Below are 19041 nucleotides of genomic sequence, written 5' to 3' on the forward strand. Positions count from 1 at the left end.
GTCAGGCCGCCTTTTTGATACTGGGGAAAAAATCGTCGGCGGTCACTTTGCCGCCGGTCAGATCGCGCACCTTGGGCATGAAATCGCCGCTCGGTCGGCGGCGGCCGCGCTCCCAGTCCGACCACACCTGGCGCACCGTCCCAACGCGGGACGCCGCCTGTTCCAGCGTCAGTCCCTCGGCTTTCCGCCATTTGCGCAACGGATGATCTTGGGTCGCGATATGCATGACGGCATTAGTAAGCGATACGCTAACACTTTGACAAGAGCACATTAGCGATTAGGTATCTATCCATGTCAGCGCATGTCTTACATTTTGTTGCCATGGATCAGGCACCAAACCGGATACGTGAACACCGCATGGCGGAAGGCCTGTCGCAGCAAGCGCTGGCCGATCGCATCGGCACTTCGAAAGTGACGATAAGCGATCTCGAAACCGGCAAGATGCAGTTCACCCAGGACTACATGCGCCGCATTGCCTATGCGCTCGAGATCTTGCCGGCCGATCTCCTGCCTCTGTCCGATAACCCCGGCGGCCTGACCGCGCGCGAACGTCGCCTGATCGAGCAGCTCCGCGCCGCCGCACCAGACCAGCGCGACCAGCTGCACAAGGTTGCCGACGTCATCGCCCCGTTCAAGGGCGCGGAACAACCCGAAGATCGCCTTGTGCCACGGAAGCGCGTCGCATGAAGGCAGCTAAATGGCTGTTCGCAATCGGCGGCGCGGCCACTATTGGCGCAATCTGTTGGCTTGGGTTCATGACCTACAGCCTCGATCGGCGAATTGATCGCATCGACCGCGACAGCGCACTCTATCCCCAGCCTGAAAGCAGCGACATTGCCCAGCAGGTGCAGGAGCTCGCGAGCCAGATCGAGGAAAATCGCCGCGCGGCACAGAATGCCGAGGCTATCGCGCATTCTGCGCAGGAAAAGGCCAATGCGGCTTGCAGGAATGAGCACATCTATTGCTAGGTAAGCGATACGCTGACATTTCCGCTTGACACAGTAAGCGATACGCTAACATAAGCGTCCCCGTTCACCGAACGGAGCGCGTCATGCCCTATCTTTCGCTTCACCAGCCTGATCCCGAGCCGACCTGCACCCTGCCATGGGTGCGCCTGCAGCTCGGTGCGCAGGAGCTCACCAGCGGCCGCCTTGTCCGCTATGTCGGCCTGCTGATCGCCGAACGCGGCTTTCCCCCGCCGCTCCCCAATTTCTCGCAGCGCACCGGCCTGTCCGACGAAGTCACGAAAGACAGCCGCTGGATCCGCAGCGCGGTCGAGGCATGGCTGCTCGATTTCCTGCCGCCCGCCAATGCCGGCGCGGTCGATGCCGCCGCGATGAAAGCCGCCGCCGCCGAAATGGACGCCGCTGCCGGCAACCTTCGCCTCATTCAGGGCGGCCGGCCATGATCGCCCTCGGCTGGCGCGACCTGCTCGGCTGCTTCCTGCTGCTGGCAACCTATCACCTGATCGACCGCGTGCTCTACGGCCTCGCCGTCACCCGCGCGCTCGGCGGCACCACGCTCGGAGGCTTCTGATGCCAGCGCCTTCCGACCACGACGCGCCGCAGCGCCCCGCGCCGATTGAGCCGCTGAACCGGCCCCACGATCGCCGCTTCCACTTCGAAGCCGTCACGATCGCCCTGATCCTGATCGGCACCGCGATCGGCTTCGTCGCCGGTTGGCTCGAGCTGCTCGGACGCGCGCAGCCATGACCGAACAAATCCCCCCTGCAGGCAACGGGTTTCCCTCACTTTGCCCGTCGTCTGCAGATACCGAGCCGCCAATCATGCCCCCGATGGCGGCGGGGGAAGAGGCAGGTGCGGGCAACAGCGACCCGCTGCCAGCACCTGCCTCAACCCAAAACGTGCCTGCCTCAACCTGCAAAGTGATCGGCCAGATCCTCGCCGAGCGGCATCGCCAGATCTTCCAGTTTCACCACACGGCCGAGGCCGACCGCGCCCGCAACCTCGATCACTGGGTGCGCCAGCTCGACCATGAAGGCCGCGCGATCGCCGAAGGGATCCATTGCGGCCAGGATCGCAAGATCGTCCGCCGCCGCGCGCTCAAGCTCACCGCCCAACTCGCCGCCCTGATCGAGCGCCTCGACGCCGACATTGCCGAGTGGGCCGATCATTCCAGTGAACAGGGGGAATAGAATGGACGTCGTCAATTTTACCAAGATACCCGGCTGCCTCGACGCGAAGGCCTCGCCGGAAATGTCCGACATGGCCGTGCAGCCGATGCTGGCCAACGGCACGATGTTCATTCCCGGCCGCGATCTCATGGTCGGCGTCAAGAAGCAGGAGGAAAGCGCCGCGCACGTCGCCATCATGACGCGCATCGGTGACACCGGCCTCTATCACAGCCTCACCCCTGACGGCGCGCGGCGCTTTGCCCAGGCGATCCTTGGTGCTGCCGACAGCGCCGACGCGCACCTGGCAAAGGTCACCGCCGCCAAGCTCGGCGCCACTCTCGCCAAGCGCCCCCGGCCATGATCGCCCCCCAAATGCCAGACGACGAATGCGCCAACTGGCCGCAACCGAGCCCGGCGCAATGGGCTTTGCTGGCCCTGCCGTTACTCGCCCTGCACGCCGCGATCGGCGGCATGCTGCTCGCCTCGTGGATCCTGCGCGAGCTCGCCAGCCTCTTCACCGGAAAGGATGAACATGCCTGCTGATATCGGCCACAACAGCGCCGAAGCTGACCCGCCCGTTGCCTTCCCCCCGAAGGAAGCGCGCGGCCGCAAGACCGCCGTCACCGACGATCGCCTGCGCCTGCTGATCGAGCGCGTCGAACGCCTCGAGGAAGAGAAAAAGGGCATCGCCGACGATATCCGCGACGTCTATGCCGAGCTCAAGGCCGTCGGCTACGACGCCAAGATCGCGCGCCAGATGGTCCGCCTGCGCAAGATGGACCCCGACGCCCGGCGCGAGCAGGAAATGCTGGTAGATACCTACAAAGCCGCGCTGGGGCTCGGCTGATGGGCAGCGCCATCACCCCCCGCTATCGCGGCCGCAAGATCGACCGGCCACGCGTCGAACCAAAACGCGGCGGCCCCGCAACCGCGCTCGAGAATGCCGTCATGGACCTGTGGGACGCCGGCCGCAGCAAGCAGGCCATCGCCCGCGAGCTCAAGATCACCCTCGCCACCGTCAACCGTGTGTTCGGCTACATGGCCGACAACGGCGAAAGCCGCGTCGCCCGTTCGTCGATCATCGCCGGCAGCGCCATGCTTGCCCGGGCTATCCTGCAGGCGCGCGCAGCATGAACCCCTATTTGATCCAAGGGCCAGCGCTGATCTCGTTTTCCGGCGGCCGCACTAGTGCTTTCATGCTTAAGCAGATCCTCGACGCCCATGCCGGCACGCTACCCGGCGACGTTCATGTCTGCTTTGCAAACACTGGCAAGGAGCGCGAGGAAACGCTGCGCTTTGTCCATGAATGCGCGATCCGCTGGAACGTGCATGTCCACTGGATCGAATACGCGGGCGGCCGTGAGAAGTCGCTGCAGTACGAAGAAGTTGGCTTTAATTCCGCATCGCGCGATGGTGAGCCGTTCGACCGCATCATTGCCGTCAAGGGCGGCCTTCCAAACTGGCAGGCGCGCTGGTGCACCACCTTCCTCAAGGTGCTGCCCATGCTGCAATTCATGCGCGACCAGGGCTTTACCGATCACTTGGAAATAGTTGGCCTGCGCGCCGATGAACCATGGCGCGTCGCCAAGATGCACGGCCGTAACGTTGACGATGGCAGGAGCTGCCGAGCACCGCTCGCTTCTGCCGGGATTACGCAACGCGACGTGCTCGAGTTTTGGGACGCGCAGGATTTCAACCTGGATTTGGAGCGGGGCGAAGGTAACTGCGATCTCTGCTTCATGAAGGGCGCGAAATTGCGCGCATCACTGATCCGCGCCATTCCCTCCTTGGCGCATTGGTGGGTCGCTCAAGAGCGCGATGGCAGGTTCTTCGATCGGAGAACGAAATACGCCCAGCTTGTCCGCGACGTCACCGCCTCGCCAGATCTTTTTGAAGGCGACAGCGACCCGCGCGACGAGCACGATGCCGAGTGCGGCCTTTGGTGCGCAGGGGAGGCGGCATGAACCCCATCACCCGCTACCCCGACGTCACTTGGGCCGCGATCGCCGCCGAGCTCGAGCGCGAGATCCACTTCCGCGAACGCACCTACGATCGCGAGATCACCAAGGGCCGGATGGATCCCGAGGCGGCGAAATACCAGCTGGCGATCGCCCGCGCCTGGCGCGAGGATTGCCATCGCTTCGAACAGGCCCACGCGCCGATCGCCAAGGGCCTGCCGATGCAGAACCCGCTGCAGATCCCGGCGGTGCACGGCCTCGACTGGCAGGCCCGCCGCGCCGGCGTGCAGCGCGAGCTCACTTACCGCGCCCGCCTCTATCCGGTCTGGATCGACAAGGGCAACCTCACCACGGCCGACGCCGCCCGCCGCACCCGCGCGCTCGAAGCGATGCTCGCCCTCTACGACGAAGGCCTCGACTTCCCCGGCACCGCCGAGGACTTCGCCCCCTACGTCGCCGACCAGATCCTCGCCCTGCAGGGTGACCAACAGAAGGAACTTGCGCTTTGACCTATCAGCCCGACATGATGATCTACCATGCCAATTGCGCCGACGGCTTTGGCGCCGCGTGGGCGGCTTGGTTGAAGTGGGGCGACGCGGTCGAATACGTGCCATGTTCCTATGGGCAGGAGCCGCCCGAAGTACTCGGCAAGCACGTCCTGATCGGCGATTTCAGCTTCAAGCGCGACGCGATCGAGCGCATCGCACCCGGTGCAGCAAGCATTACCATCCTCGACCATCATGAAACAGCCGAGGCAGAGCTGGCCCCATGGCGGCGCTTTGCTGAAAATCCGCACCGGTTCACCATGCCCGTGGTTACATCGATGGCCGAAGATCTTCGCCGCAACGAATATCCGGTTGTCAACGCCCTGTTTGACATGAACCGCTCCGGCGCGCGCATGGTCTGGGACTTCTGCTTTCCCGGCGAGGAAGCCCCGGCGCTGATCCAGTTCATCGAGGATCGCGATCTATGGCGCTTCACCATGCAGGCAACCAAGCCTTTCGGTGTCTGGCTGCGCTGCGAGCCTTTCGACTTCCACCGCTGGGAAGAGATCGCCCGCGATCTGGCCGACCCTGTCGCCGCGTCGCGCATCTTTTCCGAGGCCAGCGCCATGCAGCGGTTTTTCGATCAGAAGGTTGCCGAGATCGGCCGCCTTCACCGCTTGGGCGACATCGGCGGCTATTCCGTACCGATCTGCAATTGCCCGCCAATGTTCGCCAGCGAGGTCGGCCATTGGCTGCTCGACCAATACGAGAGCACGCCGTTTGTCGCCTGCTATTCGGATCAACCGCATGCACGTGGCTACTCGCTGCGATCGCGCGACGATCGCCTGTCGGTTTCGGAAATCGCCCGCAAGTTCGGCGGCGGCGGCCATCGCAACGCAGCCGGCTTCGGAGTGCCGCTGCCATGAGCAACACGATCCTCAATATCCGGTTCGGATCCCGCCACCTGCAGATCGTCCGCTTTGGCGACTGGCTCGGCGAGATCCGCATGGGCCGATCGCCGATCACCTTCCGCAGCAATCCCTACCACGATCGCGCCCGCCATGAAGTCCCCGGCTGGCGCTGGTTTGAAATCAACTGATCCGCGCCCGGCGGATCCGGGCAATCAATGAAAGGTCCATCATGGACAATACTGCCAGCGCCGGCCGCGATCTCACCTTTGGCGAGAAAGCCGTCGGCCTCACCTTCAACCCCAGCGGCGATGATGCCGTGACCAAGTGCAAGCAGACCTTCGCAGCTGCGATCGACCAGCTGCACGATCTCAAGACCAACACCGCCGATCAGGAAGTCATGCGCATGTGCTCGCTGGCGATCACCGAGGCACAGAGCGCGCAGATGTGGGCCGTCAAGGCCATCACCTGGCGCGGCTGAACTTCCCGGCCGGGGCGGCCTTGACGCCGCCCCCGCCACCCGCCTAATTCCTATCCGCCCAGGCACCGAGCCGGGCAAGCGGTCAGAAAGGACCGGATACCATGGACCTCGACACCCATCTCGATAATTTCCGCACCGCCGTCGAACTGCTCGGCGGCCAGCAGCAGGCAGCCAGGGCGTTGCAGATCTCCGATCGCTCGCTGCGCTATCTGATCTCCGGCCAGCGCCGGCTGCACGACGGCATCCTCTCGGATCTATGCAAGGCCCTGATCGACCACGCCGCCAAATGCCGCGCGCTCGAAAGCGCGCTCAACCCCGCCTTCGCCGCCAACCGCACCCCGCTGCAGGACGTGCCCCTGCATGCCGATCCCAAGCGGTGGAAGGGTGGCAACTGATGGCTGAAATGTTCGACCTGATGCGCGGCGCACTAGACAAGGCGCACCGCGACATGCGCACCCCTCGCCGTTGGGAAATCAACGAAGCTTGCGCGTGCCAATTGCTGCTCGATCAGCGGATCTACTCTATGGAAGGCCTAGACTTGGCCTCGATCTTCGAGCGGCCGCTGCTAGGCATCCCCGTCAGTCGCCTGCCGGCGAAGCCCGACTATGCCAATCCCAAGACTTGGCTCGGCAAGATCGTTATTGGCAAACCCGATTACTCGCCGGATCCGCGCTGGCAGCTCATTGTCGACGAGGTCCGCTGATGGCACAGATCCGCATCCCCTGCCTCGTGCCCAAGCACAGCAAGCACGCCGGTACCAGCTGGCACTGGCAGCCCAGCGCCACCCTGCGCAAGGCCGGATGGACGCCCAAGGCCCTCGGCAAGGATCAGGCCGCAGCGATCGCTGCCGCGCAGGTCATCAACCAGCAGGTCGAGGCATGGAAGGCCGGCGGCTCGCCCTCGCTTGACAAGCCGGTGCAGGCCCGCCGCCAGCCCGGCACCGTCGCCGCGCTGATCGCCCGCTACCGCCGCGAGCACGTCGACGGCAAGAAGCCAGACGGCCGCGAGCGCCTGCGCCCCAAGACCCGCGAGAGCTACGACATTGCCTTGCGCCGGATCGAGGAATGGGCCGGCAAGCACCCGATCAGCTATGTCACCCCGGCGCGCGTCGGCACCCTGCGCGATGCCACGGCGAAACCAATCGACCAGAACGGGCTCGGCCATGCCGCCGCGTTCAACCTGCTCAAGACCCTGCGCCAGCTCTTCGCCTTTGCCGAGAGCGTCGACATGATCCCGCGCGGGGCCAACCCGGCGACCAGCTTCAACCTGTCCCCGCCGCCGCCGCGCCGCTCGATATGGGAGCGCGACGACGATGCCGCTTTCGATGCCGCCGCCCACGCGCTCGGCATGCCCGGCATGGTGCTGGCGCGCGAGATTGCGCTCTACTCGGCCCAGCGCGAAGGCGACCTGATCGCCTTTATCGAAAACGAATTCTGCGAGATCGAGATCCGCGACCCGATCGTCCGCGCCGCCTTCCAGCCCGATGACACCCCCGATCACAGGGTCATGGGCTGGGTCATGGCGCAGACCAAGACCAGCACCGACTACCGCCGCACCGAGCTGTCGATCCCCTTCGACACCGCGCTCGCCGCCAAGGTCGACGCCGCGATCCGCACCAACCGCGCCCGCGATCGCGCCGCCACTCCGCCGCGCCTGCTGACCCACGTCCTGGTCGACGAGAGCGAAGGCGCCAACAAACACCGCGCATGGAAAAAGCGCGACTTCTGCAAGGCCTTCCGCAAGATCCTCGATCACGCCGCCAAGACGCCCGGCCGCGAGCACATGGACAAGCTCACCTGGCACGATATCAAACGCACCCGCGTCGTGCGCCTGCGCCGCAAAGGGTACGGCAAGGAAGCCATCGGCGCGATCACCGGCCTCGACCCCAAGACGATCGACGAAATGCTCAAGGTCTATGGCCCGATCGACCCGACAATCACCGCCGCCGCCCTCGCGGCCGACCTGAAATCGGAAGTAGCACAAGGCTGATCCCGCCATGATCCTCAAGTTGATCGAGAACTACTGGAAGAAGGTCGCACGCGGCGGGCCCGATGAATGCTGGCCTTGGACTGGCGCGCGCACGCTCGGCGGCTATGGTCAGATCAGCAGCGGCACACGCCATCACAACAAGATCGCGCGCGCACTGGCCACGCATATTGCCTTGGCGATCGACGGTCGATCTCGGCCGAGCGCAAGGCATGTCGCAATGCACAGTTGCGACCGCCCCGGCTGCGTCAACCCTGCGCATCTGGCTTGGGGCCTGCCGGTCGAGAACATGCGCGACATGTGGACCAAGCAACGCGCCGGGCACCAGCGCAAGGCCGCCGCCGCGATGGACAGCGCCGCCGCCGAACTCGCCGTGCGGACGGCCCGCAACCACAAATTGAGCGACGAGGACGTGCGCGAGATCCGCGCTTCGACCGAACGCACCTGCGACCTTGCCCGCCGTTTTGATGTTTCGTGGACCTTGATCGACAATGTCAGGCGGCGTAAGGCACGGGCCGAGGTTCCCGATTTTGTTGGAACATCCAACGTGGACGATATTGGAAGGGTTTCACGTGAAACCGCCTAACACGTTGATATTACTAGGTTGCCGGCTTAGCTCAGTTGGTAGAGCACCTGATTTGTAATCAGGGGGCCAGGGGTTCGAATCCTCTAGCCGGCACCATAAAAACAATAGGTTAGCTGAAACATCAGCACAGGCGCGTGCGCTAAGTAGCAGATAGGAAGCACCAACTTCCAAAAGCAAGGGTAACACGTCTAACTCGCAATAGACGTCCTGCATTTTTTAATCACCCCTCGCGAGGTCCAATGGCATTTTTCCGATTTTTGGTGACGTATCGAGCGGCTTAGGAAGCAGAATGGCAGCGGAACGGCTGCACTCAGCCTGCCGGAATCTCAACCAATAATGTCGTCATAGGCAATCACCGTGCTACCCACGGTATCAATGCTCGAATTGAGAATCGCCTTCGCCAACTGAATGCAGTCGAAGTAATTTGCCTTATGATTCGGTAGGTTCTTTCTAACGAACTCGTTCACATACGCTGCGGTCCATACGCGCCCGTCGCCAGCATATCCGCCCAGACTCGTTTGGTTCTTATCGAGGTAATCGCGGTCTCCGGCGATCCCTTCGTCAACAATCCCTCGCATGCTTGGATCAAATTGACATGAGTAACCGCCTTTGGGCTGCTCAGGGTTGTCAGAGTACCCTCTGTTAAGCTGCTTCATTTGATAGCGGTATGCTGAAAAACCGACCCCCAACTGTAAGACATAGAGGCAGTCGAATTGTCCATCTCGAAGCCAACATCGCCTTCGCGCACTGTTGATCGAATCGCTGTTATGCAGGTCGGAAGCGTAAAGGAAACTGCCATCGGGTGCCTTAACCCAAGCCCATGCCACTTCACTTGGTGGCTTGGCAGCTCCTTCATCTTGAGTTGGCGAGCAAGCGGTGACCACCCCTAGTGAGAGAACGGTGCCAGCCGCAATCACCGATAAAAAAAGTTGCCTCACAGCACCCTCGCGCAATTGGTCGAGGGTTGCTCCGGCTCTGAGCCGGGCGAGGTAATCCCTGCACGTAGCACAAGGCGCGGACGCCTTTAGACCGCAAGGGCCATTGGACATACGCGCCCGCCGCCCGGCCGCAAAACTGCAACCGGCCTACGTTCTTCGAGGATTACCAGCCCTCACGCTCAGGATTGACCGAGCGCGCCCTCTGATCGCCCATCTTGGGCGTGGGCGCAATGGCAACAGGAACCCGTCCACAGCGGTCTTTTCGCCGTCAATCTCACTTCGCGGCTTCGGCAGGGCCAAAATTACCAAGATGGACAGGTGCGAGCTGTGACGTGGAAAGCTGCCTACGACCAGAAAGAGGATGATAGGCAGTCGACCGACCGTGCAAGCAGCGATAGACTGTGCTTCGGCCAACTCCAAAAAGGGCCATTAGCTCGGCGTAAGACGCGCCTCTCTTCGCAAACTCCGAGACGGCCATGCGCGACCAATGCGGGAGATGGCCTCTCGCGGGACGCAAGCGAGCCATGTCTAGAGCCTGTTCGACAGTTAGCTTGGATAGGAACTCGAACGCCGAATTGTCTAAGTCCTGTTCCGCCGATCTGGCACGGCGGATTGTGCTCGGGCTACAGTCGTTGACATGCGCCAACCAAGCAACCGTGACTCCCGGCAAATCGAGAGGAAATGCACGAGAGGTGGTCATTCGAACTGCCGCTTTCATACTCGCTCGGCTGCCATTTGTCTTTTAAGACTCGCGGCAGCGCGCGTGCGATTTGCGTGGCAGCCCTGGCAGAGCGAGCGGACATTATCGTCTGTATCAGTACCGCCGAAAGCAAGAGGAACAATATGGTCCACTTCCTCAGCGCGACGCTTGATACCCACCTTCGCACAGTCACGGCAGTATGGTTCGGCAGCAAGCCGACGATGGCGTTGCTCGGCCCCGACGCGCCCACGTGCGCGCTTGACCTTGGTCCTCTGCGAACGATGACACTCCGCATCGCGTTTAATATGCCGGCGCGCCGCCTCACCTCCCGTTGCCCATTTTGTCAGGTCTACACGCGTATATCGCACTGAGTGACCGATCTTCATATATGCTGGCCCTTCCCCTTGAGAGCGCCAGACGGCGAGCGTTGCAGGGCTATATCGAAGAAACTCGGCAGCTTCCTTCGGTGTGAAAAACTCGCGAACTTCAGACATTTTGCGCCACCCGGTTTCGTGCGACGTACTCGTCGATGTCAGCAATCCGATAACGAATTGCACCTCCAACTTTTACGTAGGCCGGACCGCGACCCTCCCAGCGCCAGCGGCAAAGTGTCTTGGGTTGGAGACGCAAGACCTCCGCAGCGGCGACTTCATCGAGAAGAAAATTCATTTCAGGCTCCTTTGGCATTTGTCAGAGGAGCAGCAGCTAACACCGAAGGATTCGTAGGGTTATGGAAATTTCAGGACTTACTAGGTAACTCTCAAAATTTCCAAAACCCCCCTCCAACTCGATCTATTGAGTTTAATTTTTTCGATAGTTACTATGTAACTCTCCAATTTTAATTGCCTTATAGCCGAGCCGGGTCCGGGGGGGAGAGAAGCGCTAAGGTTTTTAGGCGTTCCGAGCATCGGCAGGACCGGAATTTGTCCACTGCCGGGCACTCAAGAGACGATCCGCTCCACCTCGAGCGCCCAACTACCCAAGGCATCTCGCTTTTCAGCAGCATAGTCGTGGCGCTGATACACTCCAACAATTCCACCCCGGCTGCCACTGACGTGATTGATAACGGCCTCTGTGACTTCCAACCTCACCCCGAGCCGCTGCATTCCCGTCGCAATCGTGCGCCGCAGATCGTGCCATCGCCATTCGGGCGCGGCTGGCATGGCATCCCGGATACGCTTCGCTGCCTTGCTTGTGGCGGTGATTCCCTTGAACAGCGGGCCGCTTCGTGTCGGCAATTCGTCGAGCATTTTTAAGACTGGTGGCGAAAGCGGCACGTAGTTAGCTTTCCCGTTCTTGGCGCGTGACGCTGGAACGGTCCAACTTTTATCGGGCAGATTGAATTCATCCCATCCAGCGGACAGCACTTCGTCACGCCGTTGCCCGGTGAGCAGCAGCATTCGGAGTGCGATTTTCCAATGCTGTGGCTCGTTCTCCAATGCCAGCCAGAGCAGTTTCAATTCTGCGTCGCTTAGAACCCTATCCCGCGCTTTGATCGCCGGGGGTCGGCTGGCATTGGTGACAGGATTGCTCGCACCTGCTGGCAGTCGCGGAATCGCCCATTTGTAAAAGGCTGAAAACTGACGGCGAACAGACCAAGCAACTGAGGCCGATCGAGTTTGTATGCGGTCCAACAATCTCGATACGTCCAATGAGGTAACTTCCTCTGCCCTGCGCTTGCCGAGGGTTGGCAATATGTCGTGCCGGAAGATGCGCTCTACTTCGTCAATGCTCCTTAGCCCTTCCTTGCCTTTGTGGAGCTTGTAGGATTCAAATAGCTCGGCGATGGTATCGTCCCCCTTCGCTGCCCTCCTTGCACGCCGCGCGCCGGATGGATCATTGCCCTTCCGCACGTCGGCCAGCCAATCTCGGGCGATTGTTCGAGCCTGTTCTGGCTTAAGTTCGGGGTAGTCCCCGATGCGGGGCTTGCGCTGTGTGTGGTCGATGGTGCGATAGTATAAAAAGAAGGTTCGCTTGCCTTTCGGCGTAACCTTGAGGCCAAACCCCTTAACCTCGCTATCCCATATAATGACGTCCTTCGCACCAGGCTTGGCATCTTGGACTGAGCGGACGGTAAGTTTGAACTTTTGCACGGCTAGGCTTTCCTCTAGGGAGCATCTAGGTAGCAACTAGCATCAATCTGGGTCAACCCTTAGAGCCCCAAAACAACTGCTATAGCTGGGATAACTGAGGGTTAGAGAACGACAACGCGGATTGTCCTACTAATTTGTAATCAGGGGGCCAGGGGTTCGAATCCTCTAGCCGGCACCAGATCCCCATACAGTTTTCCGCGCCTCGGTTGAGACCGACACCTTGGTCACCATCGTTTCGATCCCGGGAATTTCCAGCCGCATCACGTCACCCGCTTCTACGGGTGCAACATCCGCCGCGCCGGACAACACCAGATCTCCCGGATAAAGTGTCATCGCGCTGGAGGCGAAGGCGATCATCTGCGCCGGGCTGCCGGTAAGGTCAGCGAACGAGCGGTCCCCGCGCAGTTCGTCGTTGACCCAGAACTTGTAGCCCAGCGCGGAGGGATCGGCGATTTCATCGGCGGTCACCATGCAGGGGCCAAGCACGCCATAGGTGTCGAAGCTCTTGCAGAAGGCCCAGTCCTCACGCTCGGGCTTGAGCGTCATGTCGAGCGCACAGGCATAGCCGGCGACGTAATCGAGCGCCCCTTCGACCGAAACATTACTACACTCGCGCCCGATGATGATGGCGAGTTCGGGTTCGTGCACCGTTACGCGGTCGGGCCAGCGCAGTTCAACGCCTTCCCCCTCACCCGTCAGCGATGTCACTGCCTTGCCCATGAAACCCATCATACCGAACGGCGCGCCGTGGTGCTTCCAGTTGCCTGCGCCGCAGACGAACTTCGATGGATTCGCCACCGGCGAGAGCAGGCGCACGGATTCGCGCGGCAGAACCGGCGCATTTCCGGCGATCTGGGCGATCCGTTCGCGCACTTGCGGCAGGTTCGCGATCAGCTGGTCGCCCGGTGCCAGCGGCCAGCGGAGCGGCGGCAGCACGTCCGTCGCCTCGGTAACATCGCGCACGGCATCGCCTTCGAGCAGGCCGAGGCGCGGGTTTTCCGGGCTTTCCGGCAAGACAAAACGGCACAGGCGCATCGAACTCTCCCTTTTCCGGCATGATGGAGCCTGCCACGATCCGCGCAAGGGCCGACGGGCTTGCGGCCATGCAGGGCGGCGCGGCGAGCAGGAAAAGACGTTCGTCGAGTCCCCGCTTGCTTCATCGCAGACTTCGCTCCAGTTTCACCCGCAACCAATTCCTTCCCGGGAGAATCGCCGTGCGCCTCTATCGCCCCCTCGCCGTCCTGCTGATGAGCACCGCGCTCGCCGCCTGCATAGGCACTGCACCGCCCACGGAACCGTGGAGCAACTATACCCAGAAGACGATCGACGGCTGGCTGGCGATCGATCCGTCCTTCGCCGTCTATCAAGGCGCGCACCAGTTCGATGGCAAGCTGCCTGACTGGAGCGCCGAGGGCCTGAAAAAGCGCGGCGATTTCCTGCGCGGGGTGATCGAGGGCGCCAAGACTTACAGCAATCTCGAGGGCAAGGAGAAGTTCGAGCGCGACTACATGATCAAGGTTGCCGAAGGGCAGCTGTTCATGCTCGAGGAAGCCGACCAGCCGCACCGCAACCCGGCGTTCTACGTTGGCGGCGGGCTCGATCCCAATGTCTACATCGCCCGCGAATATGCCGACAAGCCAACCCGGCTGAAGGCGATGATCGCATTCTTTGATGGCGTGCCTGCCGCCGCCGCGAATATCCGCGCCAATCTCAAAGGCCCGCTGCCTGCCACCTATATCAAGTACGGTGTCGCCGGCTTTGGCGGCTTTGCCGATGCCTATGTCAGCGATGCCCGCGCCGCTTTTGCCGATGTGAAGGACCCGGCGCTTCAGCAGCAGCTCATCGCCAGTTCGGACAAGGCATCCAAGGCGATGGCCGACCTGCGCGACTGGCTGAAGGGGCAGGAGGCCACGGCCACGCAGGACTTTGACCTGGGGCCGGACAAGTTCGCCAAGATGGTGCTCGCCAACGAAGGTGTCGACTTGCCGCTTGACCAGCTGGAGGCGATCGGCCGCGCCGACCTCAAGCGCAATCAGAACGCGCTGAAGGCCGAATGCGCCAAGTTCGCGCCCGGCGGCACGGTGCCGGAATGCATGGCCAAGATGAATGCCAACAAGGGCGCCGGCGGCCCGGTCGCCACGGCAACGCGGCAAATCCCGACACTGACCGCCTTCGTCAAGGAGAAGGACCTCGTCACGATCCCCGGCACCGAACAGGCGCTGGTGCGTGAATCTCCGCCCTATAACCGGCAGAACAGCGCCTATATCGATCCGCCGGGACCGTTCGAAAAGGGCATCCCTTCGGTCTATTACATCTCCCCGCCGGACCCGACGTGGTCGCCAGAAAAGCAGGCCGCCTATATTCCGGGCGAGCGCGATCTGCTGTTTACTTCGGTCCATGAAGTGATGCCCGGCCACTTCCTCAACTTCCTTCACGCCAACCGCAGCCCGTCGATGTTCGGTCGGCTGTTCGTCGGCTACGCCTTCGCGGAAGGCTGGGCGCATTATACCGAGGAAATGATGTGGGAAGCGGGGCTCGGCAATGGCGATCCCGAGACGCATATCGGCCAGCTGTCCAATGCCCTGCTGCGCGACTGCCGGTTCATTTCTGCCATCGGCCTGCATGCGCGCGGCATGAGCGTCGCCGATTCCAAGAAGCTGTTCATGGAGGAATGCTTTCAGGACGAAGGCACCGCCGACCAGCAGGCAGCGCGCGGCACCTATGATCCGGCCTACCTCAACTACACAATGGGCAAGCTGATGATCCGCAAGCTGCGTGATGATTGGTCCGCCACCCGCGGCGGCCGTGCGGCATGGAAGGCGTTCCACGACGAGTTCCTGTCCTATGGCGGCCCGCCGGTGCCGCTGGTGCGGCAGGCGATGATGAAGGAGGAGACGGCGAAGGCCGTGTTCTGATGGCAAACTGCTTGCATTTGTAACCAGTTAATCGGATGGTCCGGAGCATGACGAAAGACGGACCATCCGATCCCGCACCCATGACCTACGCGCGTTATCTCGCGCTCGACACGCTGCTTGGCAGCCAGCACCCGCAGTCTGATCTCGACGACGAGATGCTGTTCATCATCATCCACCAGACCAAGGAACTGTGGCTCAAACAGATGATCCGCGAACTGCGGTTGGCGATGGAACAGGTCGCCGCCGATGCGCTGGTGCCAGCCTACAAGGCACTGGCCCGCGTCAGCCGCATACAGGCGGTGATGACGCTGAGCTGGGACGTATTGGCGACCATGACGCCGAGCGATTACACCCGCTTCCGCCATGTGCTCGGCCCCAGTTCGGGCTTCCAGTCAGACCAGTTCCGCACGGTCGAATACATGCTCGGGCTGAAGGACGGCAAGTTCCTGCGGTTTCAGAACGACCGTCCCGAAGCGCAGGCTGCAATGGAGCGCGCCCTCGCCGCGCCGGGGCTGTGGGACCTCGCCATCGCCGCTGCTGCCCGCGCGGGCCTGCCCATTCCGGACCACGTTCTGGCGCGCAATTTCTCGCAGGCTTACGTGGCCGATCCGGCGGTCGAGGCCGCATTCCTTGAGGTCTACCGCGATACGCAGCGCTACTGGGACCTCTACCAATTGGCTGAGAAACTGGTCGATCTCGACGATGCCATGGCGACATGGCGGCACAAGCACGTGCTCACGGTCGAACGGGTAATCGGTGGCAAACCCGGCACCGGCGGCACGGCGGGGGCAAGCTACCTGCACTCAACGCTCGGCAAGCGCGCCTTCCCCGAACTGTGGTCCTTGAGGACCAGCCTGTGAGCTACCAATACCTCTTCGCCCGCGCACTCGCCGCCAACCGGCAGCGGCTGCACTTTGCCGCGCACAGCCACCACTTGTGGCCCGATGCCAGCTATGACGGCCACATGGAGGCATGGGACGATGCCGCCCGGCTGGCCGACCGCAAGTGGGACAGGATCTTCAGCGAAGTGATCCCCGAGGCGCAGCGCCACATTGCCGGCGAGTTAGGCCTGCCCGACCCCGCAACCATCGCCTTTGCCCCCAATACCCACGATCTGCTGGTGCGGCTCGTCTCGGCCCTGCCGATGGCGAAGCCGCACATTCTGGCGAGCGACGGCGAATTTCATTCGTTCCGCCGCCAAGCCATGCGCTGGGCCGAGGCGGGGCGGATCACGCTGGAAACCGTGCCACTGGCCGACATAGCCGAGCGGGCATCGCGCGGCGGGTTCGACCTGCTGTTCGCCAGCCAGGTGCAATTCAATTCCGGCGCGCGGCTGGGCGATATCGACCAGTTCGCCGCCCTCGCCCGGCCCGAAGGTCCGTGGGTGGTGATCGATGGCTATCACGGCTTCATGGCCCAGCCGACGGACCTTTCCGGAGTGGCAGACCGCCTGTTCTACCTGTCCGGCGGCTACAAATACGCGATGGCCGGCGAAGGCGTGTGCTTCCTCCACGCCCCGCCGGGCTATGGTCCGCGTCCTGAAATCACCGGCTGGTTCGCGGATTTCGACAGCCTTGAAGCGCAGCAGGGCGGCGTCGGTTTTGCCCCCGATGGCCGTCGTTTCCTTGGCAGCACTTTCGATCCCGCAGGCCTTTACCGGTTCAACGCGGTGCGCCGGATGCTGGCAGCCGAATCGCTCGATACCGCGGTGATTTCCAGATATTGCGACGGGCTGATGGATGCATTCGCTGCGGCGCGCCCGCTTCCCGGCATGGAAGCCCTGCCCCGCGCACCGCGCTTCATGGCCTTTCGCGGGCCGGACGCGCAAAAATGGCAGGAACGCCTGTCAGCCAAAGGCATCGTCATCGACCGCCGCGCCGACGTGCTGCGGATCGGCTTCGGGCTCTATCAGGATTTCGAGGACGTGCAGCGGCTGGTCAAAGCCTGCCGCTAATTACCCCCGTCCGCGATAGCCCGCCACACCCTGATCGGGCACCCATAGGCCGGCGGGCGGCGCGTCGCTTTGCCAGAACACGTCGATCGGGATGCCACCGCGCGGATACCAGTAGCCGCCGATGCGCAGCCATTTCGGCTTCATCTCGTCAAACAGGCGCTGGCCGATGCCGACGGTCACGTCCTCGTGAAACCCGGCGTGATTGCGGAACGATCCGAGGAACAGCTTAAGGCTTTTCGATTCGACGATGGTCTCGCCGGGCGCATAGTCGATCACAAGATGGGCGAAATCGGGCTGGCCGGTCACCGGGCAAAGCGAGGTAAATTCCGGCGCGGCGAAGCGCACGAGATAAAGGCTGCCGGCGCGCGGGTTGGGCACATAGTCCAGCACGGCAGCTTCGGGGGATACCGGCAGCGCGCTGTTCTGGCCGAGGTGGAGCGGAGAGAGTGTGTCGTTCATGCCGCTCGCATGCCGTCATCTGTGCGATTGCACAAGTCAGCGGTTTGCCTTGCCGAATTCACCCGCTATTCAGCGCCCCCCGGCAGAAGCGGGCGCATAGGCGAAAGACGGCATGAATCTGGGTTACAAGACGATGGCAGGGATCAGGCGCGCAGGTCTTGCATGCGTACTGGCAATGCTGTGCACGCCGCTGGCACCGGTCACCGCGCAATCGGTTGGCGATTTCCGCCTGCAGCCCAAGGAAACGCCAACCACCCAGGCGCAAGGCCCGGTTGACCGCGATGCGCCGGTAGTCCGCCCTGCGACGCCAGTGCCCAGCCCAACTCCGACGCAGCCAGTTGCCACACCCAGCCCCGCCGCGACGGCCACCTCTGCCCCCGCTGCCGCCACACCTTCGCCAACGCCCTCGACGCGGCCAAGCACTGCCGCCCAGCCGCGCAGCAATGCTCCCACGCCATCGGCCACGACCGCGCCTGCGGTGGACGCACCTGCGAGCGAGGAAACTCCGACAGTCACCGCTTCAACAGGAGCGCAAGCGCCCGTCGTGGTCGCGACTTTCGAGCCTTCGCCCAGCGCGGGCAAGGTACTGCCATTCGACCTGTGGTGGCTGGCAATTCCCGCAGGACTGATCGTCCTCGCCGGCCTGTGGTTCATGCTGCGCGGCAAGCGTGGCGAGACGGCTGATGATGAAGACTATGCCGAGGCGCCAGCCGAAGCGCTGCCCGTGCTCGCGGAAACACCGCCAATTGCCAAGCGCGCACCGGCTCCCAAACCGGCTGCTCCGACTCCGGCCCCGGCCCCGATCCCTGTACCCGCCCAGTGGAGCGGCGATAAGCTGGCCATTTCGCTCGATGTCGGGCGGATGAGCGCCACGCTGGTCAATGCCTCGCTGTCATGGCGGCTGATCGTCGAGAACAGGGGCGATACGCCGCTTGGCCCGGTGATGGTGGCGGGTGACATGATCGCCGCCCACGCATCAATGCCGGTCGAACAGCAGCTTGCCACCGATGGCCAGCCGCTCGAACTGATCGACGATATTGGCGTGATCGCGCCGGGTGAACAGGCCGAACTGCGCGGCGAATTCCGTGTGCCGCTGTCATCGATAAAGCCGATTCAGGCCGGATCGGCGCTGCTCTACATCCCGCTCGCGCGTTTTCGCGTCGAGGCGGACGAGGTCACGACGCTCGCCACCTTTGCCATTGGCGAAACGCCGCCGGTCGCCAAGGCCGCGTTGCTGCCGTTCCGGCTCGATCTTGGCCCGCGCGTCTGGGCGAAGATAAGCCAGCGGCAGGTCGATCGTCAGCCGATCGCCGCCTGAACCAACAGCTACGATAGTTGCCGCAGTGCAACAAAGTTCCCGGACTGTCCATTAAGCTACTTTCTCCCCCTCGACGGCTCGCAACTGCGAGGCTAACCCTGAACTGACGCAACGCGGAGGAGGCGT

General features: G+C 62.7%; 30 protein-coding genes and 1 tRNA gene. 23 read left to right on the top strand and 8 right to left on the bottom strand.

Annotated elements, in window-relative coordinates; genetic code table 11:
* Position 1 precedes the first annotated feature (1 nt).
* Positions 2 to 226, bottom strand: coding sequence for a helix-turn-helix transcriptional regulator (locus RMO89_RS08675; protein WP_310532533.1), 225 nt, complete (start codon positions 224 to 226; stop codon positions 2 to 4).
* A gap of 95 nt (positions 227 to 321) precedes the next feature.
* Here RMO89_RS08675 and RMO89_RS08680 point away from each other — a divergent pair, with 95 nt between their 5' ends.
* The 5 genes from RMO89_RS08680 to RMO89_RS08700 all read left to right on the top strand — a co-directional run bounded on the left by RMO89_RS08680 (position 322) and on the right by RMO89_RS08700 (position 1712).
* Complete coding sequence (locus RMO89_RS08680) at positions 322 to 687, top strand: helix-turn-helix domain-containing protein (protein ID WP_310532534.1); 366 nt, start codon at positions 322 to 324, stop codon at positions 685 to 687.
* A 68-nt stretch (positions 688 to 755) separates the two neighbouring features.
* Positions 756 to 968: a hypothetical protein gene (locus RMO89_RS08685; RefSeq protein WP_310532535.1), complete on the top strand. Its 213-nt coding sequence runs from the start codon at positions 756 to 758 to the stop codon at positions 966 to 968.
* Positions 969 to 1051: 83 nt separating this feature from the next.
* On the top strand, positions 1052 to 1408 hold the full coding sequence (locus RMO89_RS08690) for a hypothetical protein (protein WP_310532536.1): 357 nt from the start codon (positions 1052 to 1054) through the stop codon (positions 1406 to 1408).
* Positions 1405 to 1536, top strand: a complete 132-nt coding sequence (locus RMO89_RS08695) for a hypothetical protein (RefSeq protein WP_310532537.1) — start codon at positions 1405 to 1407, stop codon at positions 1534 to 1536. The genes RMO89_RS08690 and RMO89_RS08695 overlap by 4 nt, the downstream gene beginning before the upstream one ends.
* Positions 1536 to 1712: a hypothetical protein gene (locus RMO89_RS08700; RefSeq protein ID WP_310532538.1), complete on the top strand. Its 177-nt coding sequence runs from the start codon at positions 1536 to 1538 to the stop codon at positions 1710 to 1712. Before RMO89_RS08695 ends, RMO89_RS08700 begins: the two co-directional genes overlap by 1 nt.
* A gap of 161 nt (positions 1713 to 1873) precedes the next feature.
* Here the strand turns inward: RMO89_RS08700 and RMO89_RS08705 are convergent, their stop codons facing one another.
* Positions 1874 to 2134 (bottom strand): hypothetical protein, encoded by a 261-nt coding sequence (locus RMO89_RS08705; protein WP_310532539.1) that lies wholly within the window; start codon positions 2132 to 2134, stop codon positions 1874 to 1876.
* A gap of 22 nt (positions 2135 to 2156) precedes the next feature.
* Between RMO89_RS08705 and RMO89_RS08710 the strand changes: the two genes are divergently transcribed.
* From RMO89_RS08710 to RMO89_RS08775, 14 genes are all read left to right on the top strand, one after another.
* Positions 2157 to 2495 carry a hypothetical protein gene (locus RMO89_RS08710; RefSeq protein WP_310532540.1) on the top strand — a complete coding sequence of 113 codons (339 nt, stop codon included), beginning with the start codon at positions 2157 to 2159 and terminating at the stop codon, positions 2493 to 2495.
* Positions 2496 to 2506: 11 nt separating this feature from the next.
* Positions 2507 to 2677: a hypothetical protein gene (locus tag RMO89_RS08715; RefSeq protein ID WP_310532541.1), complete on the top strand. Its 171-nt coding sequence runs from the start codon at positions 2507 to 2509 to the stop codon at positions 2675 to 2677.
* A gap of 1 nt (position 2678) precedes the next feature.
* Positions 2679 to 2981: a DUF2312 domain-containing protein gene (locus RMO89_RS08720; RefSeq protein WP_409035530.1), complete on the top strand. Its 303-nt coding sequence runs from the start codon at positions 2679 to 2681 to the stop codon at positions 2979 to 2981.
* The gene (locus tag RMO89_RS08725) at positions 2981 to 3268 is read left to right on the top strand and encodes a hypothetical protein (RefSeq protein WP_310532543.1); all 288 of its coding nucleotides are present in this window, start codon (positions 2981 to 2983) and stop codon (positions 3266 to 3268) included. The genes RMO89_RS08720 and RMO89_RS08725 overlap by 1 nt, the downstream gene beginning before the upstream one ends.
* Positions 3265 to 4098 (top strand): phosphoadenosine phosphosulfate reductase family protein, encoded by an 834-nt coding sequence (locus RMO89_RS08730; RefSeq protein ID WP_310532544.1) that lies wholly within the window; start codon positions 3265 to 3267, stop codon positions 4096 to 4098. Before RMO89_RS08725 ends, RMO89_RS08730 begins: the two co-directional genes overlap by 4 nt.
* Positions 4095 to 4601 (top strand): hypothetical protein, encoded by a 507-nt coding sequence (locus RMO89_RS08735; RefSeq protein WP_310532545.1) that lies wholly within the window; start codon positions 4095 to 4097, stop codon positions 4599 to 4601. The genes RMO89_RS08730 and RMO89_RS08735 overlap by 4 nt, the downstream gene beginning before the upstream one ends.
* Positions 4598 to 5503: a DHHA1 domain-containing protein gene (locus RMO89_RS08740; RefSeq protein WP_310532548.1), complete on the top strand. Its 906-nt coding sequence runs from the start codon at positions 4598 to 4600 to the stop codon at positions 5501 to 5503. Before RMO89_RS08735 ends, RMO89_RS08740 begins: the two co-directional genes overlap by 4 nt.
* Positions 5500 to 5676, top strand: coding sequence for a hypothetical protein (locus tag RMO89_RS08745; protein WP_310532549.1), 177 nt, complete (start codon positions 5500 to 5502; stop codon positions 5674 to 5676). Before RMO89_RS08740 ends, RMO89_RS08745 begins: the two co-directional genes overlap by 4 nt.
* A 41-nt stretch (positions 5677 to 5717) precedes the next feature.
* Positions 5718 to 5966, top strand: a complete 249-nt coding sequence (locus RMO89_RS08750) for a hypothetical protein (protein WP_310532550.1) — start codon at positions 5718 to 5720, stop codon at positions 5964 to 5966.
* A 101-nt stretch (positions 5967 to 6067) separates the two neighbouring features.
* Entirely contained in the window at positions 6068 to 6361 is a 294-nt protein-coding gene (locus RMO89_RS08755; RefSeq protein WP_310532551.1) for a hypothetical protein, read from the top strand.
* Positions 6361 to 6669: a hypothetical protein gene (locus RMO89_RS08760; protein WP_310532552.1), complete on the top strand. Its 309-nt coding sequence runs from the start codon at positions 6361 to 6363 to the stop codon at positions 6667 to 6669. The genes RMO89_RS08755 and RMO89_RS08760 overlap by 1 nt, the downstream gene beginning before the upstream one ends.
* Positions 6669 to 7955: a hypothetical protein gene (locus RMO89_RS08765; RefSeq protein WP_310532553.1), complete on the top strand. Its 1287-nt coding sequence runs from the start codon at positions 6669 to 6671 to the stop codon at positions 7953 to 7955. Before RMO89_RS08760 ends, RMO89_RS08765 begins: the two co-directional genes overlap by 1 nt.
* Before the next feature lie 7 nt (positions 7956 to 7962).
* Complete coding sequence (locus RMO89_RS08770) at positions 7963 to 8538, top strand: hypothetical protein (RefSeq protein WP_310532554.1); 576 nt, start codon at positions 7963 to 7965, stop codon at positions 8536 to 8538.
* 20 nt (positions 8539 to 8558) lie between these two features.
* Positions 8559 to 8634: transfer RNA gene (locus RMO89_RS08775), tRNA-Thr, on the top strand.
* A gap of 230 nt (positions 8635 to 8864) precedes the next feature.
* On the opposite strand, the gene RMO89_RS08780 is transcribed toward RMO89_RS08775, so the two are convergent.
* The 5 genes from RMO89_RS08780 to RMO89_RS08795 form a co-directional block, all read right to left on the bottom strand.
* A complete protein-coding gene (locus RMO89_RS08780) occupies positions 8865 to 9491 on the bottom strand; it encodes a hypothetical protein (RefSeq protein WP_310532556.1) in 627 nt (208 codons plus the stop codon).
* A gap of 699 nt (positions 9492 to 10190) precedes the next feature.
* Positions 10191 to 10670, bottom strand: coding sequence for a helix-turn-helix domain-containing protein (locus tag RMO89_RS20475; RefSeq protein ID WP_409035529.1), 480 nt, complete (start codon positions 10668 to 10670; stop codon positions 10191 to 10193).
* Positions 10663 to 10845, bottom strand: coding sequence for a helix-turn-helix domain-containing protein (locus tag RMO89_RS08785; RefSeq protein WP_310532557.1), 183 nt, complete (start codon positions 10843 to 10845; stop codon positions 10663 to 10665). Before RMO89_RS08785 ends, RMO89_RS20475 begins: the two co-directional genes overlap by 8 nt.
* A 272-nt stretch (positions 10846 to 11117) precedes the next feature.
* Entirely contained in the window at positions 11118 to 12269 is a 1152-nt protein-coding gene (locus RMO89_RS08790) for an integrase arm-type DNA-binding domain-containing protein (RefSeq protein WP_310532559.1), read from the bottom strand.
* Between the two features lie 165 nt (positions 12270 to 12434).
* A complete protein-coding gene (locus RMO89_RS08795; RefSeq protein ID WP_310532560.1) occupies positions 12435 to 13304 on the bottom strand; it encodes a fumarylacetoacetate hydrolase family protein in 870 nt (289 codons plus the stop codon).
* Positions 13305 to 13516: 212 nt separating this feature from the next.
* Here RMO89_RS08795 and RMO89_RS08800 point away from each other — a divergent pair, with 212 nt between their 5' ends.
* Genes RMO89_RS08800 through RMO89_RS08810 form a run of 3 tightly spaced genes read left to right on the top strand, consistent with a single transcriptional unit; the run spans position 13517 to position 17138 of the window.
* The gene (locus RMO89_RS08800) at positions 13517 to 15184 is read left to right on the top strand and encodes a DUF885 domain-containing protein (RefSeq protein ID WP_310532605.1); all 1668 of its coding nucleotides are present in this window, start codon (positions 13517 to 13519) and stop codon (positions 15182 to 15184) included.
* A gap of 47 nt (positions 15185 to 15231) precedes the next feature.
* Complete coding sequence (locus RMO89_RS08805; RefSeq protein ID WP_310532561.1) at positions 15232 to 16044, top strand: tryptophan 2,3-dioxygenase; 813 nt, start codon at positions 15232 to 15234, stop codon at positions 16042 to 16044.
* A complete protein-coding gene (locus tag RMO89_RS08810; RefSeq protein ID WP_310532562.1) occupies positions 16041 to 17138 on the top strand; it encodes a class V aminotransferase in 1098 nt (365 codons plus the stop codon). The genes RMO89_RS08805 and RMO89_RS08810 overlap by 4 nt, the downstream gene beginning before the upstream one ends.
* Here RMO89_RS08810 and queF read toward each other — a convergent pair whose 3' ends face one another.
* Positions 17139 to 17597 carry a preQ(1) synthase gene (queF, locus tag RMO89_RS08815; protein ID WP_310532564.1) on the bottom strand — a complete coding sequence of 153 codons (459 nt, stop codon included), beginning with the start codon at positions 17595 to 17597 and terminating at the stop codon, positions 17139 to 17141.
* 112 nt (positions 17598 to 17709) lie between these two features.
* On the opposite strand from queF, the gene RMO89_RS08820 reads away from it, so the two are divergent.
* On the top strand, positions 17710 to 18915 hold the full coding sequence (locus RMO89_RS08820; protein WP_310532565.1) for a hypothetical protein: 1206 nt from the start codon (positions 17710 to 17712) through the stop codon (positions 18913 to 18915).
* Positions 18916 to 19041 lie beyond the last annotated feature (126 nt).

Origin of the sequence: Novosphingobium sp. (assembly GCF_031424035.1) — a bacterium.
Classification (GTDB): domain Bacteria; phylum Pseudomonadota; class Alphaproteobacteria; order Sphingomonadales; family Sphingomonadaceae; genus Novosphingobium.

What these genes read in the sequence shown, in the direction of transcription:
- RMO89_RS08675 (WP_310532533.1), bottom strand. Translation starts at nt 226, where the DNA reads ATGCATATCGCGACCCAAGATCATCCGTTGCGCAAATGGCGGAAAGCC.
- RMO89_RS08680 (WP_310532534.1), top strand. Translation starts at nt 322, where the DNA reads ATGGATCAGGCACCAAACCGGATACGTGAACACCGCATGGCGGAAGGC.
- RMO89_RS08685 (WP_310532535.1), top strand. Translation starts at nt 756, where the DNA reads ATGACCTACAGCCTCGATCGGCGAATTGATCGCATCGACCGCGACAGC.
- RMO89_RS08690 (WP_310532536.1), top strand. Translation starts at nt 1,052, where the DNA reads ATGCCCTATCTTTCGCTTCACCAGCCTGATCCCGAGCCGACCTGCACC.
- RMO89_RS08695 (WP_310532537.1), top strand. Translation starts at nt 1,405, where the DNA reads ATGATCGCCCTCGGCTGGCGCGACCTGCTCGGCTGCTTCCTGCTGCTG.
- RMO89_RS08700 (WP_310532538.1), top strand. Translation starts at nt 1,536, where the DNA reads ATGCCAGCGCCTTCCGACCACGACGCGCCGCAGCGCCCCGCGCCGATT.
- RMO89_RS08705 (WP_310532539.1), bottom strand. Translation starts at nt 2,134, where the DNA reads ATGATCGGCCCACTCGGCAATGTCGGCGTCGAGGCGCTCGATCAGGGC.
- RMO89_RS08710 (WP_310532540.1), top strand. Translation starts at nt 2,157, where the DNA reads ATGGACGTCGTCAATTTTACCAAGATACCCGGCTGCCTCGACGCGAAG.
- RMO89_RS08715 (WP_310532541.1), top strand. Translation starts at nt 2,507, where the DNA reads ATGCCAGACGACGAATGCGCCAACTGGCCGCAACCGAGCCCGGCGCAA.
- RMO89_RS08725 (WP_310532543.1), top strand. Translation starts at nt 2,981, where the DNA reads ATGGGCAGCGCCATCACCCCCCGCTATCGCGGCCGCAAGATCGACCGG.
- RMO89_RS08730 (WP_310532544.1), top strand. Translation starts at nt 3,265, where the DNA reads ATGAACCCCTATTTGATCCAAGGGCCAGCGCTGATCTCGTTTTCCGGC.
- RMO89_RS08735 (WP_310532545.1), top strand. Translation starts at nt 4,095, where the DNA reads ATGAACCCCATCACCCGCTACCCCGACGTCACTTGGGCCGCGATCGCC.
- RMO89_RS08745 (WP_310532549.1), top strand. Translation starts at nt 5,500, where the DNA reads ATGAGCAACACGATCCTCAATATCCGGTTCGGATCCCGCCACCTGCAG.
- RMO89_RS08750 (WP_310532550.1), top strand. Translation starts at nt 5,718, where the DNA reads ATGGACAATACTGCCAGCGCCGGCCGCGATCTCACCTTTGGCGAGAAA.
- RMO89_RS08755 (WP_310532551.1), top strand. Translation starts at nt 6,068, where the DNA reads ATGGACCTCGACACCCATCTCGATAATTTCCGCACCGCCGTCGAACTG.
- RMO89_RS08760 (WP_310532552.1), top strand. Translation starts at nt 6,361, where the DNA reads ATGGCTGAAATGTTCGACCTGATGCGCGGCGCACTAGACAAGGCGCAC.
- RMO89_RS08765 (WP_310532553.1), top strand. Translation starts at nt 6,669, where the DNA reads ATGGCACAGATCCGCATCCCCTGCCTCGTGCCCAAGCACAGCAAGCAC.
- RMO89_RS08770 (WP_310532554.1), top strand. Translation starts at nt 7,963, where the DNA reads ATGATCCTCAAGTTGATCGAGAACTACTGGAAGAAGGTCGCACGCGGC.
- RMO89_RS20475 (WP_409035529.1), bottom strand. Translation starts at nt 10,670, where the DNA reads ATGTCTGAAGTTCGCGAGTTTTTCACACCGAAGGAAGCTGCCGAGTTT.
- RMO89_RS08785 (WP_310532557.1), bottom strand. Translation starts at nt 10,845, where the DNA reads ATGAATTTTCTTCTCGATGAAGTCGCCGCTGCGGAGGTCTTGCGTCTC.
- RMO89_RS08795 (WP_310532560.1), bottom strand. Translation starts at nt 13,304, where the DNA reads ATGCGCCTGTGCCGTTTTGTCTTGCCGGAAAGCCCGGAAAACCCGCGC.
- RMO89_RS08800 (WP_310532605.1), top strand. Translation starts at nt 13,517, where the DNA reads ATGAGCACCGCGCTCGCCGCCTGCATAGGCACTGCACCGCCCACGGAA.
- RMO89_RS08805 (WP_310532561.1), top strand. Translation starts at nt 15,232, where the DNA reads ATGACGAAAGACGGACCATCCGATCCCGCACCCATGACCTACGCGCGT.
- queF (WP_310532564.1), bottom strand. Translation starts at nt 17,597, where the DNA reads ATGAACGACACACTCTCTCCGCTCCACCTCGGCCAGAACAGCGCGCTG.
- RMO89_RS08820 (WP_310532565.1), top strand. Translation starts at nt 17,710, where the DNA reads ATGAATCTGGGTTACAAGACGATGGCAGGGATCAGGCGCGCAGGTCTT.